We start from the raw sequence: 13,387 nt of genomic DNA, 5'->3' as shown, positions 1-13,387 counted from the left end.
CCGTACTCCCGCGTTTCCGGCGGGTTCCGGTGGCGGGCGACCCTTTTCGTTTCCTCTGAGCCCCCACCATGTCCAGAACCCCGTACCGTCTCCTCGCGCTGTCCCTGGCGATCGCCCTGACCGTGTCCGCCTGTGGCGGTGCCGGGCCGGAAGGCCCGCAGGGCGGCCCCGGCCAGGTCACCGTGGCCACCCTGAAGGCCGAACAGGTCGGCCTGACCCGTGAACTGCCCGGCCGCACCAATGCCTTCCTGGTCGCCGAAGTACGCCCCCAGGTCAGCGGCATTGTCGCCAAGCGCCTGTTCACCGAGGGCGGCCTGGTCAACGCCGGCCAGCCGCTGTACCAGCTCGACGACGCCAGCTACCGCGCCCAGGCCAACAGCGCCCGCGCCCAGCTGGCCCGCGCCGAAGCCACCGCCAATGCCGCGCGCCTGAGCGCACGCCGCATCACCGAGCTGGCCAAGGTCGACGCGGTCAGCAAGCAGGACCTGGAAAACGCCGTGGCCGCGCAGAAGCAGGCCGACGCCGATGTCGGCGCGGCCAAGGCCGCGCTGGATGCGGCCAATGTCACCCTGGGTTATGCGCGCATCACCGCACCGATCAGCGGCCGCATCGGCAAGTCCTCGGTCACCCAGGGCGCGCTGGTCACCGCCGGCCAGGCCGACGCGCTGGCCACCGTGCAGCAGCTGGACCCGATCTACGTGGACCTGACCCAGTCGGCCAGCGAGCTGCTGCAGATGCGCCGCGAACTGGCCAGCGGCCGCCTGCAGGACAACCAGACCCTGCCGGTGACCATCCTGCTCGATGACGGCACCGAGTACAGCCACAAGGGCACCCTGGAGTTCTCCGAAGTCAGCGTGGACCCGGCCACCGGCAGCTATGCGCTGCGGGTCAAGGTCGACAACCCCGACCAGGTGTTGATGCCCGGCATGTACGTGCGCGCCCAGGTGGGCAGCGGCGTGCGCGAGAACGGCATCCTGGTGCCGATGCAGGGCATCGCGCGCGATCCCAAGGGCGACACCACCGCGATGGTGGTCGGCAAGGACGGCAAGGTCGAAGTGCGCCCGGTCAAGGTCAGCCGCGCGGTCGGCAACAAGTGGCTGGTCGAGGACGGCTTGAAGGCCGGCGACAAGGTCATTGTCGAAGGGCTGCAGAAGATCCAGCCGGGCATGCCCGTGCAGGCCACCGAGATGGGGGCCGCCCCGGCCAAGCCGGCCGCGGCAGCGCCGGCGGCTGCGGCCGACAAGCAGTAAGCGGAGAATCCAATGGCTCGTTATTTTATTGATCGCCCGATCTTTGCATGGGTGATCGCGATCATCATCATGCTCGCCGGCGCGCTGGCGGTGGTGAAGCTGCCGGTCTCGATGTACCCCGAAGTGGCACCGCCGGCGGTGGAGATCAGCGCCTCCTACCCGGGTGCATCGGCCAAGGTGGTCGAAGACTCGGTGACCCAGATCATCGAGCAGAACATGAAGGGCATCGATGGCCTGATCTACTTCTCCTCCAACAGCTCGGCCAACGGCCAGGCCACCATCACCCTCACCTTCGAGAGCGGGACCAACCCGGACATCGCCCAGGTGCAGGTGCAGAACAAGCTGCAGCTGGCCATGCCGCTGCTGCCGCAGGAAGTACAGCGGCAGGGCATCAACGTGGCCAAGTCCAGCAGCGGCTTCCTGCAGGTGATCGGCTTTGTGTCCAACGACGGCAGCATGGATGCCAACGACATCTCCGACTACGTCGGTTCCAATGTCGTCGATCCGCTCAGCCGCGTGCCGGGCGTGGGCAACATCCAGGTGTTCGGTGGCAAGTACGCCATGCGCATCTGGCTGGACCCCAACAAGCTGCACACCTACAAGCTGTCGGTGGCCGAAGTGACCGCGGCGATCACCGCGCAGAACGCGCAGGTCGCCATCGGCCAGCTCGGCGGCGCGCCGTCGATCAAGGGCCAGCAACTCAACGCCACCATCAACGCGCAGGACCGCCTGCAGACCCCCGAGCAGTTCCGCAACATCCTGGTCCGCGGCGGCGCCGACGGCAGCGAGCTGCGCCTGCGCGACGTGGCCCGGGTCGAACTGGGCGCGGAAAGCTACGACTTCGTCACCCGTTACAACGGCAAGCCGTCCACGGGTATCGCCATCACCCTGGCCACCGGCGCCAACGCGCTGGACACCGCCAATGGCGTGCGCGCCGCGCTGGAGGACATGAAGGCCAACTTCCCGGCCGGGCTGGAATCGGTGGTGCCCTATGACACCACCCCGTTCGTGCAGGTCTCGATCAAGGGCGTGATCAAGACCCTGATCGAAGCGATCGTGCTGGTGTTCGTGGTGATGTACCTGTTCCTGCAGAACTTCCGCGCCACCTTGATTCCCACCATCGCGGTGCCGGTGGTGCTGCTGGGTACCTTCGGCATCCTGGCCGCGCTGGGCTTCTCGATCAACATGCTGACCATGTTCGCCATGGTGCTGGCGATCGGCCTGCTGGTCGATGACGCCATCGTGGTGGTGGAAAACGTCGAGCGCATCATGTCCGAAGAGGGGCTGTCGCCGCTGGAGGCCACCCGCAAATCGATGGGCCAGATCACCGGCGCCCTGGTCGGCATCGGCCTGGTGCTGTCGGCGGTATTCGTGCCGATGGCGTTCATGAGCGGCTCCACCGGCGTCATCTACCGGCAGTTCTCGGCCACGATCGTGTCGGCGATGGCGCTATCAGTGCTGGTGGCCATCGTGCTGACCCCGGCGCTGTGCGCGACCATGCTCAAGCCGCTGAAGAAGGGCGAGCACCATGTGGCGCACCGGGGCTGGTCGGGCCGTTTCTTCAACGGCTTCAACCGCGGTTTCGACCGCTCCAGCGAAACCTACCAGCGCGGCGTCAAGGGCATCCTGGCCCGGCCGTGGCGCTTCATGGGCGTGTTTGCCGCGCTGACGGTGGTGATGGGCCTGCTGTTCATGCGCCTGCCCAGTTCGTTCCTGCCCAATGAAGACCAGGGCATCCTGATGGCGCTGGTGCAGACCCCGGTCGGCGCCACCCAGGAGCGCACCCTGGAAGCGATGTACCAGCTGGAAGAGCACTTCCTGAAGAACGAAACCGATGCGGTCGAATCGGTGTTCTCGGTGCAGGGCTTCAGCTTCGCCGGCATGGGCCAGAACGCCGGCATGTCCTTCATCAAGCTCAAGGACTGGAAGGAGCGCAGCGCCGACCAGGGCGTGGGCCCGATCACCGGGCGTGCGATGGGCGCGCTGGGCCAGATCAAGGACGCCTTCATCTTCGCCTTCCCGCCGCCGGCGATGCCCGAGCTGGGTATCGGGTCGGGCTATACCTTCTTCCTGAAGGACAACAGCGGCCAGGGCCACGACGCCCTGCTCAATGCACGCAACCAGCTGCTCGGCGGTGCCGGGCAGAGCAAGCTGCTGGCCAACGTGCGCCCCAACGGCCAGGAAGACACCCCGCAGCTGCGCATCGACGTGGACGTGGAGAAGGCCAACGCACTGGGCCTGTCGGTGGGCTCGATCAACCAGACCCTGGCCGCGGCGTGGGGCAGCAGCTACATCGATGACTTCATCGACCGTGGCCGGGTCAAGCGCGTCTATGTGCAGTCCGATGCGCAGTTCCGCATGAACCCGGACGATTTCGACCTGTGGTCGGTCAAGAACGGGCAGGGCGAGATGGTGCCGTTCAGTGCCTTCGCCTCCAAGCGCTGGGACTACGGTTCGCCGCGGCTGGAACGCTACAACGGCGTGTCGGCGATGGAAATCCAGGGCGAACCGGCCCCGGGCGTGGCCTCGGGCGACGCCATGGCCGAGATCGAACGCATCGCCAAGGACCTGCCGCCGGGCTTTGAGATCGAATGGACCGCGCTGTCCTACCAGGAGCGCCAGGCCGGCTCGCAGACGCCGCTGCTGTACACGCTGTCGTTGCTGATCGTGTTCCTGTGCCTTGCCGCCCTGTATGAAAGCTGGAGCGTGCCGACCTCGGTGCTGCTGGTGGCGCCGCTGGGCATCCTCGGCGCGGTGCTGGCCAACAGCATGCGCGGCATGGAGCGCGACATCTATTTCCAGGTGGCGATGCTGACCACGGTGGGCCTGACCAGCAAGAACGCGATCCTGATCGTGGAGTTCGCCAAGGAAAACCTGGAGAAGGGCGTCGGCGTGATCGAGGCGACCATGCATGCCGTGCGCGACCGTCTGCGCCCGATCATCATGACCTCGCTGGCCTTCGGCCTGGGCGTGCTGCCGCTGGCGATCGCCTCCGGCGCCGGCTCCGGCGCACAGCGTGCGATCGGCACCGGCGTGCTTGGCGGCATGGTGGTGGGCACGGTGCTGGGCCTGTTCTTCATCCCGTTGTTCTTCGTGGTGGTGCAGCGGGTATTCAACCGCGGCAAGACCTACCCGGCGGCAAGCCGCGGGCAGCACGGCGATACGCCGGAAGGTGGTACCCATGAATAAGGTTTCTTCCCTGCTTGCCGTGGCCGTGGCGCTGGCCTTGTCCGGCTGCGCCACGCTGGTGCCGGCCAGCACCGAGGTCGCCCCGGCGATCCCGGCGCAGTGGCCGGCCACGGCCGCCGACGGCAACGCCGCCAGCGTCGAGGTGGACGCGATCGGCTGGCGCGAATTCTTCGCCGACCCGCGCCTGCAGGCGGTGATCAGCCAGTCGCTGGACAACAACCGCGACCTGCGCGTGGCTGTGCTCAACGTGGAGAAGGCGCGCGCGCAGTACCGCATCCAGCGCGCCGACCGCGTGCCGGCACTGGGCGTGCAGGGGCAGATGACCCGCAGCGGCGGCGATGTGCCGGTGAGCGAGCAGTTCAGCGCCAACCTGGGCGTGGTCGAGTTCGAACTGGACCTGTTCGGGCGGGTGCGCAACCTCAGCCAGGCGGCGCTGCAACAGTACTTCGCCCAGGCCGCCAACCGCCGCAGCGCACAGCTGTCGCTGGTGGCCGAGGTGGCCAATGCCTGGTTGACCCTGGGTGCGGACAGCGAGCAGCTGCGCATCGCCCAGGACACCCTGGCCACCTACGAGGATTCGTTGCGGCTGACCGAGGCCCGCCACCAACTGGGCGGGGCATCGTCGCTGGAACTGAGCCAGACCCGCACCCTGGTGGAAACCGCGCGCACCGACGTGGCGCGCTTTGCCGGACAGGTCGCGCAGGACCGCAACGCGCTGGTGCTGCTGGCCGGCGGCCCGGTCGATGCGGCCTTGCTGCCGCAGGCCGAGGTGACCGAGGTGGCCGCGCTGCGGCCGCTGCCGGCCGGCGTGCCCGGCGATGTGCTGCTGCGCCGCCCGGATGTGATGGCCGCCGAGCATGTGCTGTTGTCGGCCAATGCCAACATCGGCGCGGCGCGCGCGGCGTTCTTCCCCTCGATCAGCCTGACCGGCAGCATTGGTTCGGCGTCCTCGGAGCTGTCGGGTCTGTTCGACGGCGGCACGCGTGCATGGAGTTTCATCCCCAAGCTGAACCTGCCGATCTTCCAGGGCGGCAAGCTGCGCGCCAACCTCGGCGTGGCCACCGCCGACCGCGACATCGCGCTGGCGCAGTACGAGCGGGCGATCCAGTCCGGCTTCCGCGAAGCGGCCGACGCGCTGGCGCTCAACGACAGTCTGGATGCGCAGCTGTCCTCGCAGCAGGCCCTGGTGGCGGCGGCCGAGCAGGCCCGGCAGCTCTCCCAGGCACGCTACGATGCCGGGCTGGACAGCTTCCTGACCCTGCTTGATGCACGCCGTACCGCCTACACCGCGCGCAAGTCGCTGGTCAGCACCCAGCTGGCGCAACAGTCCAACCAGGTGTCCCTGTACAAGGTGCTGGGCGGCGGCTGGCACGAACGGGGGTCGTAAGCCGGCCTCGGGCCGGGGCTAGCGGTCCTCGCCCCGCCCGTCGCCGTGGCAACGGCGTGCACGTTCCAGTGCATCGCCTGCCTCGCGGGCCATGCGCTCGTACTCGCGGCGGATTTCCTCCAGGCGTTCCTCGTCCAGTTCTTCCAGGTCCAGCAGTTCGTTGTTGGCCTGCGCGGTGACCCGGATCAACTCGTCGAGCTTGATCTGGATCGCGGCGGTATCGGCGTTCTGGCTGTGCTGGATCAGGAACACCATCAGGAAGGTGATGATGGTGGTGCCGGTGTTGATCACCAGCTGCCAGGTGTCGTTGAACTGGAAGATCGGGCCGCTGGCCGCCCACGCCACCACGATGCTGACGGCGGCAAGGAAGGTCCATGGCGTCCCGGTGGCATAGGACGCCTTCTTTGCGACCAGGTTGAACACACGGCGTAGTTTCATCGACGGGGCAGGGTAGCTGTGGTGCCCCATCATTGGATGCGCGCCGTGCAGGCCGCGTGCAGCGCAGGGTCAGGCGCGCGCGCCCAATCGCGGATGCGCGGCCGGGTCCTGGTGGCCGGCGAGGTAGACGTGCTGCCAGCACTGCTCGACGAATTGGCGGGCCTGCGCCTGGTTCAGGCGCGGCATGATCATCAGTGCGTAGTGGGTCTGGAACATTTCATCGCGCTGTTCGTCACTGGCCCGCGGGTGGGTGATCAGGCAATCGCAGGCGAACTTGATCCAGGGCACGTAGTGGTTGAACGCACCGGGCCCGAGCAGGCCGTCGGCATGGCGTTGGCGCCAATAGCCGAGTTCGGCGTCGACATCGATCACGGCGGGAATGGAAGGCGTGGCGGAAGACATGGTTGCGTCGATGTGCGGGGAAGGAATAGTAAGAGAGTGCGTAAAACGCGGTGCAGGCGATGTCATGGCGATGTCGACTCAGTGTGGCCGGCGTCACGGAACGGCCCCGGCAGCGGGCTGCCGAGCAGCTGCGCGCGCTCCACCAAGCCCAGGCGTTCGGCCAGGCCGGCCATCTGGTTGCAGATGTGCAGGCGGTGTCGCGGATGTGCGCCGGTCAGCCGGTCCTGGATTGCCTGGTAGGCGCTCCAGAACGGCGCGGTGTTGTGGTATCGGGCGTAATGCACCTGCAGTTGTTCCCGGGCCTGGATCAGGCCGGCATCGACAGCGGTGGTGCGGCGTATTCGGGCATGCATGGCGTCTCCTCGACGATGGTGCCCCCTGTGCCCTCACCATAGGCGGTCGCCGCCACCGGTTTGTTATCGCCGCGTGTTCGGTGCATGCGACCGATCCGCGCGGGACGGCGCGCGATGCGGCGCAGACGCTGCGGGCGCAGCGCGTTCATCGTTCCCGGCGCAACTGAAGCGTTCAGAACGCCGCGCCGGGGCGAGCGGCCCGGGCGCGTGCATCGGCATGCCGGACGTGCATCGCGCGCCGTGCCCAGAGTGGCTTACTCGCCGATGTCTTCGTTCCAGACCTCGGGATGGTCGGCGATGAAGCCGCCGAGCAGGTCGATGCAGGCCTGGCTCTGCAGGTCGATCACCTTGACGCCGTGCTCGCGCAACCAGTCGATGCCGCCCTGGAAGGTCACCGATTCGCCCACCACCACGGTGCCGATGTTGAACTGGCGCACCAGCCCGCTGCAGTACCAGCACGGGGCCAGGGTGGTGACCATGATGGTGTCCTGGTAGCGGCGCTGGCGCCCGGCCTTGCGGAAGGCGTCGGTCTCGCCGTGCACCGACGGGTCGCCTTCCTGCACGCGGCGGTTGTGGCCGCAGCCGAGCAGGCGGCCGTCGTTGTGGTACAGCGCCGCGCCGATCGGGATGCCGCCTTCGGCCAGGCCCTGGCGGGCTTCGGCGATGGCGGTTTCAAGCAGGGCGGTGTAGTCGGGGGTGGTGATCATGGGCATTCCGGGCTGTCTGGACCACCATGATAGTGGCCCCGGCAGGCCCCGGCCCGTCCCGCTGCGGCACCCCGTCGCAGCCCCGGCCTGCCGCAGCGGCGCCGATGCTGCGATAATCGGCCCATGAGCGAATCCCCCTACAAGAATGGCACCACCCATTTCGGCTTCCGCGATGTCGCCGCAAAGGACAAGCAGAAGCTGGTGGGCGAAGTGTTCACCTCGGTCGCGCGCAGCTACGACCTGATGAACGACCTGATGAGCCTGGGCATCCACCGGGCGTGGAAGCGCTACTACGTGGCCACCGCGCAGGTGAAGCCGGGCGACCGCGTGCTCGACCTGGCCGGCGGCACCGGCGATATCGCCGCGCTGATCAAGGAACGGGTGGGCGAGGAAGGCGAGGTGGTGCTGGGCGACATCAATGCCGGCATGCTCTCGGTCGGCCGCGACCGGCTGACCAACCGCGGCCTGGTTTCGGGCCTGGAGTATGTGCAGTGCAATGCCGAGGCGCTGCCGTTCCCGGACGCCAGCTTCGACCTGGTCACCATTGCCTTTGGCCTGCGCAACGTTACCGACAAGGATGCCGGGCTGCGCGAGATGTACCGCGTGCTCAAGGTGGGCGGCCAGGCGCGGGTGCTGGAATTCTCCGAGGTCACCGCCGACTGGTTCAAGCCGATCTACGACTTCCACTCGTTCAAGATCCTGCCCAAGCTGGGCCAGCTGTTCGCGCGCGACGGCGCCAGCTACCAGTACCTGGCCGAGAGCATCCGCAAGCATCCGCCGCAGGAACAGCTCAAGACCATGATGGGCGAGGCCGGGTTCGCGCGCTGCCATTACAAAAATCTTACTGGCGGAATCGTATCGATTCACTCGGGCTATAAAGTTTGAGACCCAGTTCCGGTTCCCGCTGAGCGCGCTCGGCGACACTGGCAGGCAGGCTGTCAACGAGGGCCTGCCATGCATCTGTACCGCGGCCTGCGCCGCGTGTTGCCCCGGTCGTTCAGCGCCCGGCTGATGGCGGTGGTGTTTGCCGGCGTGCACGTGCCGCTGCTGGTGCTGCTGCTGTGGATGGCCGGTGGCGGCCCGTCGCCCGATGGCGCGCGCTGGACGCTGGTGTGGGTGGTACTGGGCGCCACCGTGGTTGGCGCGGCGATCGTGATGGCCGCGCTGCACCGGTTGATGGCGCCGTTGCGGCAGGCGGCCGACGCCCTGGAGGCGTATTACGATGAACAGCGCCTGCCGCACCTGCCGGACCTGGGCCATGACCAGATCGGGCGGCTGCTGCACAGCATCAACCGCAGCCTGCACGGGGTCGATGCCGGCCTGCGCGACCTGCGCCGCAGCGTGCTGCTCGATCCGCTCACCCAGGCACTGAACCGGCGCGGCTGCGAACAGGCCCTGGCCGATTCGGCGCGCCAGGCGCAGGCGCAGCGGCAGCCGTTGAGCCTGTTCGTGGTCGACCTGGACAACCTCAAGCCGATCAACGACGCCCACGGCCACCTGGCCGGCGACCAGGTGCTGGTGCAGCTGGTGGAATCGGCGCGGCACTGGCTGCAACCGGGCGACTGGATCGGGCGCTGGGGCGGCGATGAATTCCTGCTGGTGGTCCAGGCCGGCCATGAGGTCGCCTGCGAACGGCTGCGGCGCTGGCTGGCCCGCCTGGACCAGGCCGGCGGCAACGGCGCGATGCCGCTCAAGGCCAGCGCCGGCGGCGCGGCCTACCGCCCCGGCGAAGACCTGCGCGGGCTGTACCAGCGCGCCGATGCGGCGATGTACCGGGCCAAATATGCCGGGGGCGCGCGGCTGCTTTGCGAAGACGACTGAATGCGCAGGCCGGGCGCGTTGCGCTGCCGGGTGGCGCGGACAGGGGGTAAACTGGTGGTTTACCCCTGATCGGTCCCGATATCCATGCGATCTTCGTTGCTGCGGTCTCCCCTGCTGATGCTCCCCCTGGCCGTTGCGCTCGCCGCCGGCTGCTCCAAAGAACCGTCGGCACCCACTGCCGCCCCCACCGCCACCGCGCCGGCGAGCACTGCCATGAAAGCCGACAACCGCAGCCATGACGAAAGCTCCTACGCCGAGCCGGACAAGGTGGTCATCAAGGACCTGGCGCTGGACCTGAAGCTGGACTTCGACGCCAGGCAGATCGGCGGCACCGCCACCTACACCCTGGAGTGGAAGGACAAGGCCGCCAAGCAGCTGGTGCTCGATACCCGCGAGCTGAGCGTGGAGAAGGTCGAGGCGATCGACGCCGACGGCAAGGCATCGCCGCTGCAGTTCGTGCTGGCCCCGGTCGACAAGGTGTTCGGCAGCAAGCTGAGCATCGAGACCCCGGTCCAGCCGGCCAAGATCGTGATCACGTATCACACCGCACCGACCGCCTCGGGCCTGCAGTGGCTGGAGCCGTCGATGACCGAAGGCAAGCAGTTGCCCTTCATGTTCAGCCAGTCCCAGGCCATCCACGCCCGTTCGTGGGTGCCGCTGCAGGACACCCCGAGCGTGCGCTTCACCTACAGCGCGCACGTGGTCTCGCGCCCGGACGTGATGGTGCTGATGAGCGCCGACAACGATCCCAAGGCCGCGCGTGACGGTGACTACACCTTCAAGATGCCGCAGCCGATCCCGTCCTACCTGCTGGCCATCGCCGCCGGCGACCTGGTGTTCGAGCCGATCTCCGGCCGCTCCGGCGTGTGGGCCGAACCGACCATGGTCGGCAAGGCTGCCAAGGAGTTCGAAGACACCGAAAAGATGATCGGTGCGGCCGAGAAGTTGTACGGCGAGTATCGCTGGGGCCGTTACGACATGCTGGTGCTGCCGCCGTCGTTCCCGTTCGGTGGCATGGAAAACCCGCGCCTGACCTTCGCCACCCCGACCGTGATCGTCGGCGACAAGTCGCTGGTCTCGCTGGTGGCCCATGAGCTGGCGCACAGCTGGTCGGGCAACCTGGTGACCAATGCCAGCTGGAAGGACATCTGGCTCAACGAAGGCTTCACCACCTACGTGCAGGGCCGCATCACCGAAGCGCTGTATGGCCAGGAAATGGCCGAAATGGAGCGCGAGATCGACCAGAACGACCTGCTGGCCGAACTCAAGGACAAGAGCCCGGCCGACCAGGCCCTGGCCCTGCCGCCGCTGTCCCAGCGCGACCCGGACGACGCGCTGAGCCAGGTGGCCTACGTCAAGGGCGCCTGGTTCCTGCAGTTCCTGGAACAGCGTTTTGGCCGTGAAACCTTCGATCCGTTCCTGCGTGGCTGGTTCGATGACCATGCCTTCCAGAGCGCCAACACCGACCAGTTCGTCGTGTACCTGAAGAAGAACCTGCTGCCCAAGAAGCCCGGTGCGGTCACCGACGCCGAACTGAAGGCATGGCTGGACGAGCCGGGCATCCCGGCGTTTGCGGCCAAGGCGCGTTCGCGCAACTTCTCCATCGTCGATACCGCGCGCATCGCCTGGGATGGCAGCGGCACGCTGCCGACCCAGCAGATCACCGGCGAGTGGGGCACCCAGGAATGGGTGCACTTCATCGACGGCCTGGGCAAGACCCTGCCGGTGGCCAAGCTGGCCGCGCTGGACAAGGCCTACCACTTCACCGGCAGCGCCAATGGCGAGATCGCCATGCGCTGGTACCCGCTGGCGATCCGCAGCGGCTATGCCGAAGCCAATGCGCCTGCCGCAGCCTTCATTGAACGCGTCGGCCGCCGCAAGTTGATCCTGCCGATCTACGCCGAACTGGTGAAGACTCCCGAGGGGCTGGCCTTCGCCAAGGCCGCTTTCGAAAAGGCCAAGCCGGGCTACCACCCGATCACCACCGCTTCGGTGCAGGACATGCTGGACAAGGCAAGCAAGTAGTGCCGGCCGCTGGCCGGCAACCGCGGCCAACCAGCACCGCGCGCTGCAATGCCTGAAAACGGCGGGGAAACCCGCCGTTTTTTTGTGCGCGTTCGCCGCAAGGCCTGGTAGGGTCGCATCCCGATCGACCGCCGGTGGCCTGCGCAATGTTCATTGATGGCATGACCCCGAAACGAAGGCGGCCCCGGCACGGGTCATGCGTTCGCCGCGCCGATGCGCGTCATCGGCGGTCGTTTGGGAACCGACCCTACCAATGGGGCGCAAGGTCCGTCCGCCGCAAGGCCCGGCCGTGCGCCACGCCTGTTCACGGTCATGCGTCCATCCACCACGGGTTGCTAAAGTACCCTAGTCACGCCGGCAGGCGTTTTCACCGATTGGGAGCACGCAATGAAACGACTGATCCTGGCCGCCGCCTGTGCCTTGGCGCTGGTGGCCTGCAGCAACCCCGAGGAAGAACGCAAGGCGCAGCAGGCTGCTGCCGCGGCCGCCAAGGCGCAGCTGGAGGCAAAGGCCGAAGGGGTGGCCAAGCAGTACGACATGGCCGTGGCCGCCCAGCAATGGGAGACCGCGCGCATCCATGGCGGCGCGTTGCTGGACCAGTACAAGGACACCGACGTGGCCGCGCGGATCGAACCGGGCTACGCCGAGGTCAAGGCCAAGGCCGATGCGGCACGCGAACTGCGCCGCCTGCAGGGGCTGTGGCAGTACAACCAGGTTGCGGTGGGCGGCAAAGGCAGCCAGGTCTCGGCGCAGATCTACAGCAAGGAACGGGTGGACGTGGATGGCAGCGGCGCCAAGCCGGTGCAGCTGGTGTTCCGCGACCATCCCGAGTGGAAGCGGCATGCTTACCTGGTACTGCAGGCCGGCGATTTCCGCTGCCCGCAGTGCAAGGTGCAGGTCAGCGTGGACGGCGGCAAGCCGATCGCCATGGCCGCCTGGCGGCCCGATACCGACGAGGCGATCGCCATGTTCATCACCGACCAGAAGGCGCTGTGGAAGCTGGCGCGCAAGGCCAAGGCGATCAGCATCGAGTTCCCGGTCAAGGCCGGCGGTACCCGTACGGCGGTGTTCGAGACCGGCGGGGTAGACAGCCAGCGCATGCCCACGTGGTGGCAATGACGATGGTCGGCGGCCCGCCGGCGGGCTTGCCGCTGTCGGCGATCCGCCACTGGGTGTTCGACATGGACGGCACCCTGACCGTGGCCATGCATGATTTCGCGCGGATCAAGCGCGAGCTGGCGATCCCGGAGCAGGAGGACATCCTCACCTACCTGGCCGGGTTGCCCGCCGCGGAGGCCGCCGCCAAGCACGCCTGGCTGCTGGCGCATGAGCGCGCGCTGGCCGCTGCCTCGCAGCCGGCGACGGGCGCGGTGGCGCTGGTGCGCGCGCTGCAGGGCACGGGCTGCCGGCTGGGCATCCTGACCCGCAACGTGCGCAGCCTGGCCCAGATCACCCTGCAGGCGATCGGGCTGGGCGGGGTATTTGCCGAAGACGACATCATCGGCCGCGACGAAGCCGACCCGAAGCCATCACCGGCCGGGCTGCAGTACTTCGGGCGGCGCTGGCAGGTGGCCCCGGCGCAGATGGTGATGGTGGGCGACTACCGCTTCGACCTGGAGTGCGGCCGCGCCGCAGGCACCCGCACGCTGCTGGTCAACGCCCCGGACAACCCCTGGCCGGGCCTGGCCTGCTGGCACCTGGCCGATTGCGCGGCGGTGCTGGCGCACTGGCGACGCTAGCCGGGCAGGCACTGCGGTCAGCGCCGGCGGAATCACTGTATTGTCCAGGATGGCGGTTTGAACGCGACCCGGACGC

12 protein-coding genes are annotated in these 13,387 nt (G+C 67.8%); 8 read left to right on the top strand and 4 right to left on the bottom strand.

The window, feature by feature from the left end; genetic code table 11:
* Nucleotides 1-68: 68 nt before the first annotated feature.
* Genes smeD through AC3ITM_RS16215 form a run of 3 tightly spaced genes read left to right on the top strand, consistent with a single transcriptional unit; the run spans nucleotide 69 to nucleotide 5,826 of the window.
* Nucleotides 69-1,250 (top strand): multidrug efflux RND transporter periplasmic adaptor subunit SmeD, encoded by a 1,182-nt coding sequence (gene smeD, locus AC3ITM_RS16225; RefSeq protein WP_489266491.1) that lies wholly within the window; start codon nucleotides 69-71, stop codon nucleotides 1,248-1,250.
* Nucleotides 1,251-1,262: 12 nt separating this feature from the next.
* Nucleotides 1,263-4,439 carry a multidrug efflux RND transporter permease subunit SmeE gene (smeE, locus tag AC3ITM_RS16220; RefSeq protein WP_489266489.1) on the top strand — a complete coding sequence of 1,059 codons (3,177 nt, stop codon included), beginning with the start codon at nucleotides 1,263-1,265 and terminating at the stop codon, nucleotides 4,437-4,439.
* On the top strand, nucleotides 4,432-5,826 hold the full coding sequence (locus tag AC3ITM_RS16215; RefSeq protein WP_489266487.1) for an efflux transporter outer membrane subunit: 1,395 nt from the start codon (nucleotides 4,432-4,434) through the stop codon (nucleotides 5,824-5,826). Before smeE ends, AC3ITM_RS16215 begins: the two co-directional genes overlap by 8 nt.
* A gap of 18 nt (nucleotides 5,827-5,844) precedes the next feature.
* On the opposite strand, the gene AC3ITM_RS16210 is transcribed toward AC3ITM_RS16215, so the two are convergent.
* The 4 genes from AC3ITM_RS16210 to AC3ITM_RS16195 all read right to left on the bottom strand — a co-directional run bounded on the left by AC3ITM_RS16210 (nucleotide 5,845) and on the right by AC3ITM_RS16195 (nucleotide 7,726).
* On the bottom strand, nucleotides 5,845-6,264 hold the full coding sequence (locus AC3ITM_RS16210) for a low affinity iron permease family protein (protein WP_489266485.1): 420 nt from the start codon (nucleotides 6,262-6,264) through the stop codon (nucleotides 5,845-5,847).
* Between the two features lie 69 nt (nucleotides 6,265-6,333).
* The gene (locus tag AC3ITM_RS16205; RefSeq protein ID WP_489266483.1) at nucleotides 6,334-6,666 is read right to left on the bottom strand and encodes a hypothetical protein; all 333 of its coding nucleotides are present in this window, start codon (nucleotides 6,664-6,666) and stop codon (nucleotides 6,334-6,336) included.
* Between the two features lie 62 nt (nucleotides 6,667-6,728).
* The gene (locus tag AC3ITM_RS16200) at nucleotides 6,729-7,019 is read right to left on the bottom strand and encodes a hypothetical protein (RefSeq protein WP_489266481.1); all 291 of its coding nucleotides are present in this window, start codon (nucleotides 7,017-7,019) and stop codon (nucleotides 6,729-6,731) included.
* Nucleotides 7,020-7,273: 254 nt separating this feature from the next.
* Nucleotides 7,274-7,726: a nucleoside deaminase gene (locus AC3ITM_RS16195; RefSeq protein WP_228885346.1), complete on the bottom strand. Its 453-nt coding sequence runs from the start codon at nucleotides 7,724-7,726 to the stop codon at nucleotides 7,274-7,276.
* A gap of 123 nt (nucleotides 7,727-7,849) precedes the next feature.
* On the opposite strand from AC3ITM_RS16195, the gene ubiE reads away from it, so the two are divergent.
* The 5 genes from ubiE (at nucleotide 7,850) to AC3ITM_RS16170 (ending at nucleotide 13,311) form a co-directional block, all read left to right on the top strand.
* Nucleotides 7,850-8,611: a bifunctional demethylmenaquinone methyltransferase/2-methoxy-6-polyprenyl-1,4-benzoquinol methylase UbiE gene (gene ubiE, locus AC3ITM_RS16190; RefSeq protein ID WP_489266479.1), complete on the top strand. Its 762-nt coding sequence runs from the start codon at nucleotides 7,850-7,852 to the stop codon at nucleotides 8,609-8,611.
* 69 nt (nucleotides 8,612-8,680) lie between these two features.
* A complete protein-coding gene (locus AC3ITM_RS16185) occupies nucleotides 8,681-9,547 on the top strand; it encodes a GGDEF domain-containing protein (RefSeq protein WP_228885348.1) in 867 nt (288 codons plus the stop codon).
* Nucleotides 9,548-9,646: 99 nt separating this feature from the next.
* On the top strand, nucleotides 9,647-11,572 hold the full coding sequence (locus AC3ITM_RS16180; RefSeq protein ID WP_489270124.1) for a M1 family metallopeptidase: 1,926 nt from the start codon (nucleotides 9,647-9,649) through the stop codon (nucleotides 11,570-11,572).
* A gap of 387 nt (nucleotides 11,573-11,959) precedes the next feature.
* Nucleotides 11,960-12,691 (top strand): hypothetical protein, encoded by a 732-nt coding sequence (locus AC3ITM_RS16175; RefSeq protein ID WP_489266477.1) that lies wholly within the window; start codon nucleotides 11,960-11,962, stop codon nucleotides 12,689-12,691.
* A 2-nt stretch (nucleotides 12,692-12,693) separates the two neighbouring features.
* Nucleotides 12,694-13,311 (top strand): HAD family hydrolase, encoded by a 618-nt coding sequence (locus tag AC3ITM_RS16170; protein ID WP_489270123.1) that lies wholly within the window; start codon nucleotides 12,694-12,696, stop codon nucleotides 13,309-13,311.
* Nucleotides 13,312-13,387: the final 76 nt, after the last annotated feature.

This window comes from Stenotrophomonas sp. KH_029, assembly GCF_057839765.1.
The sequence above is the reverse complement of the archived record's forward strand: the minus strand, read 5'-3'. Positions and strand labels throughout refer to the sequence as shown.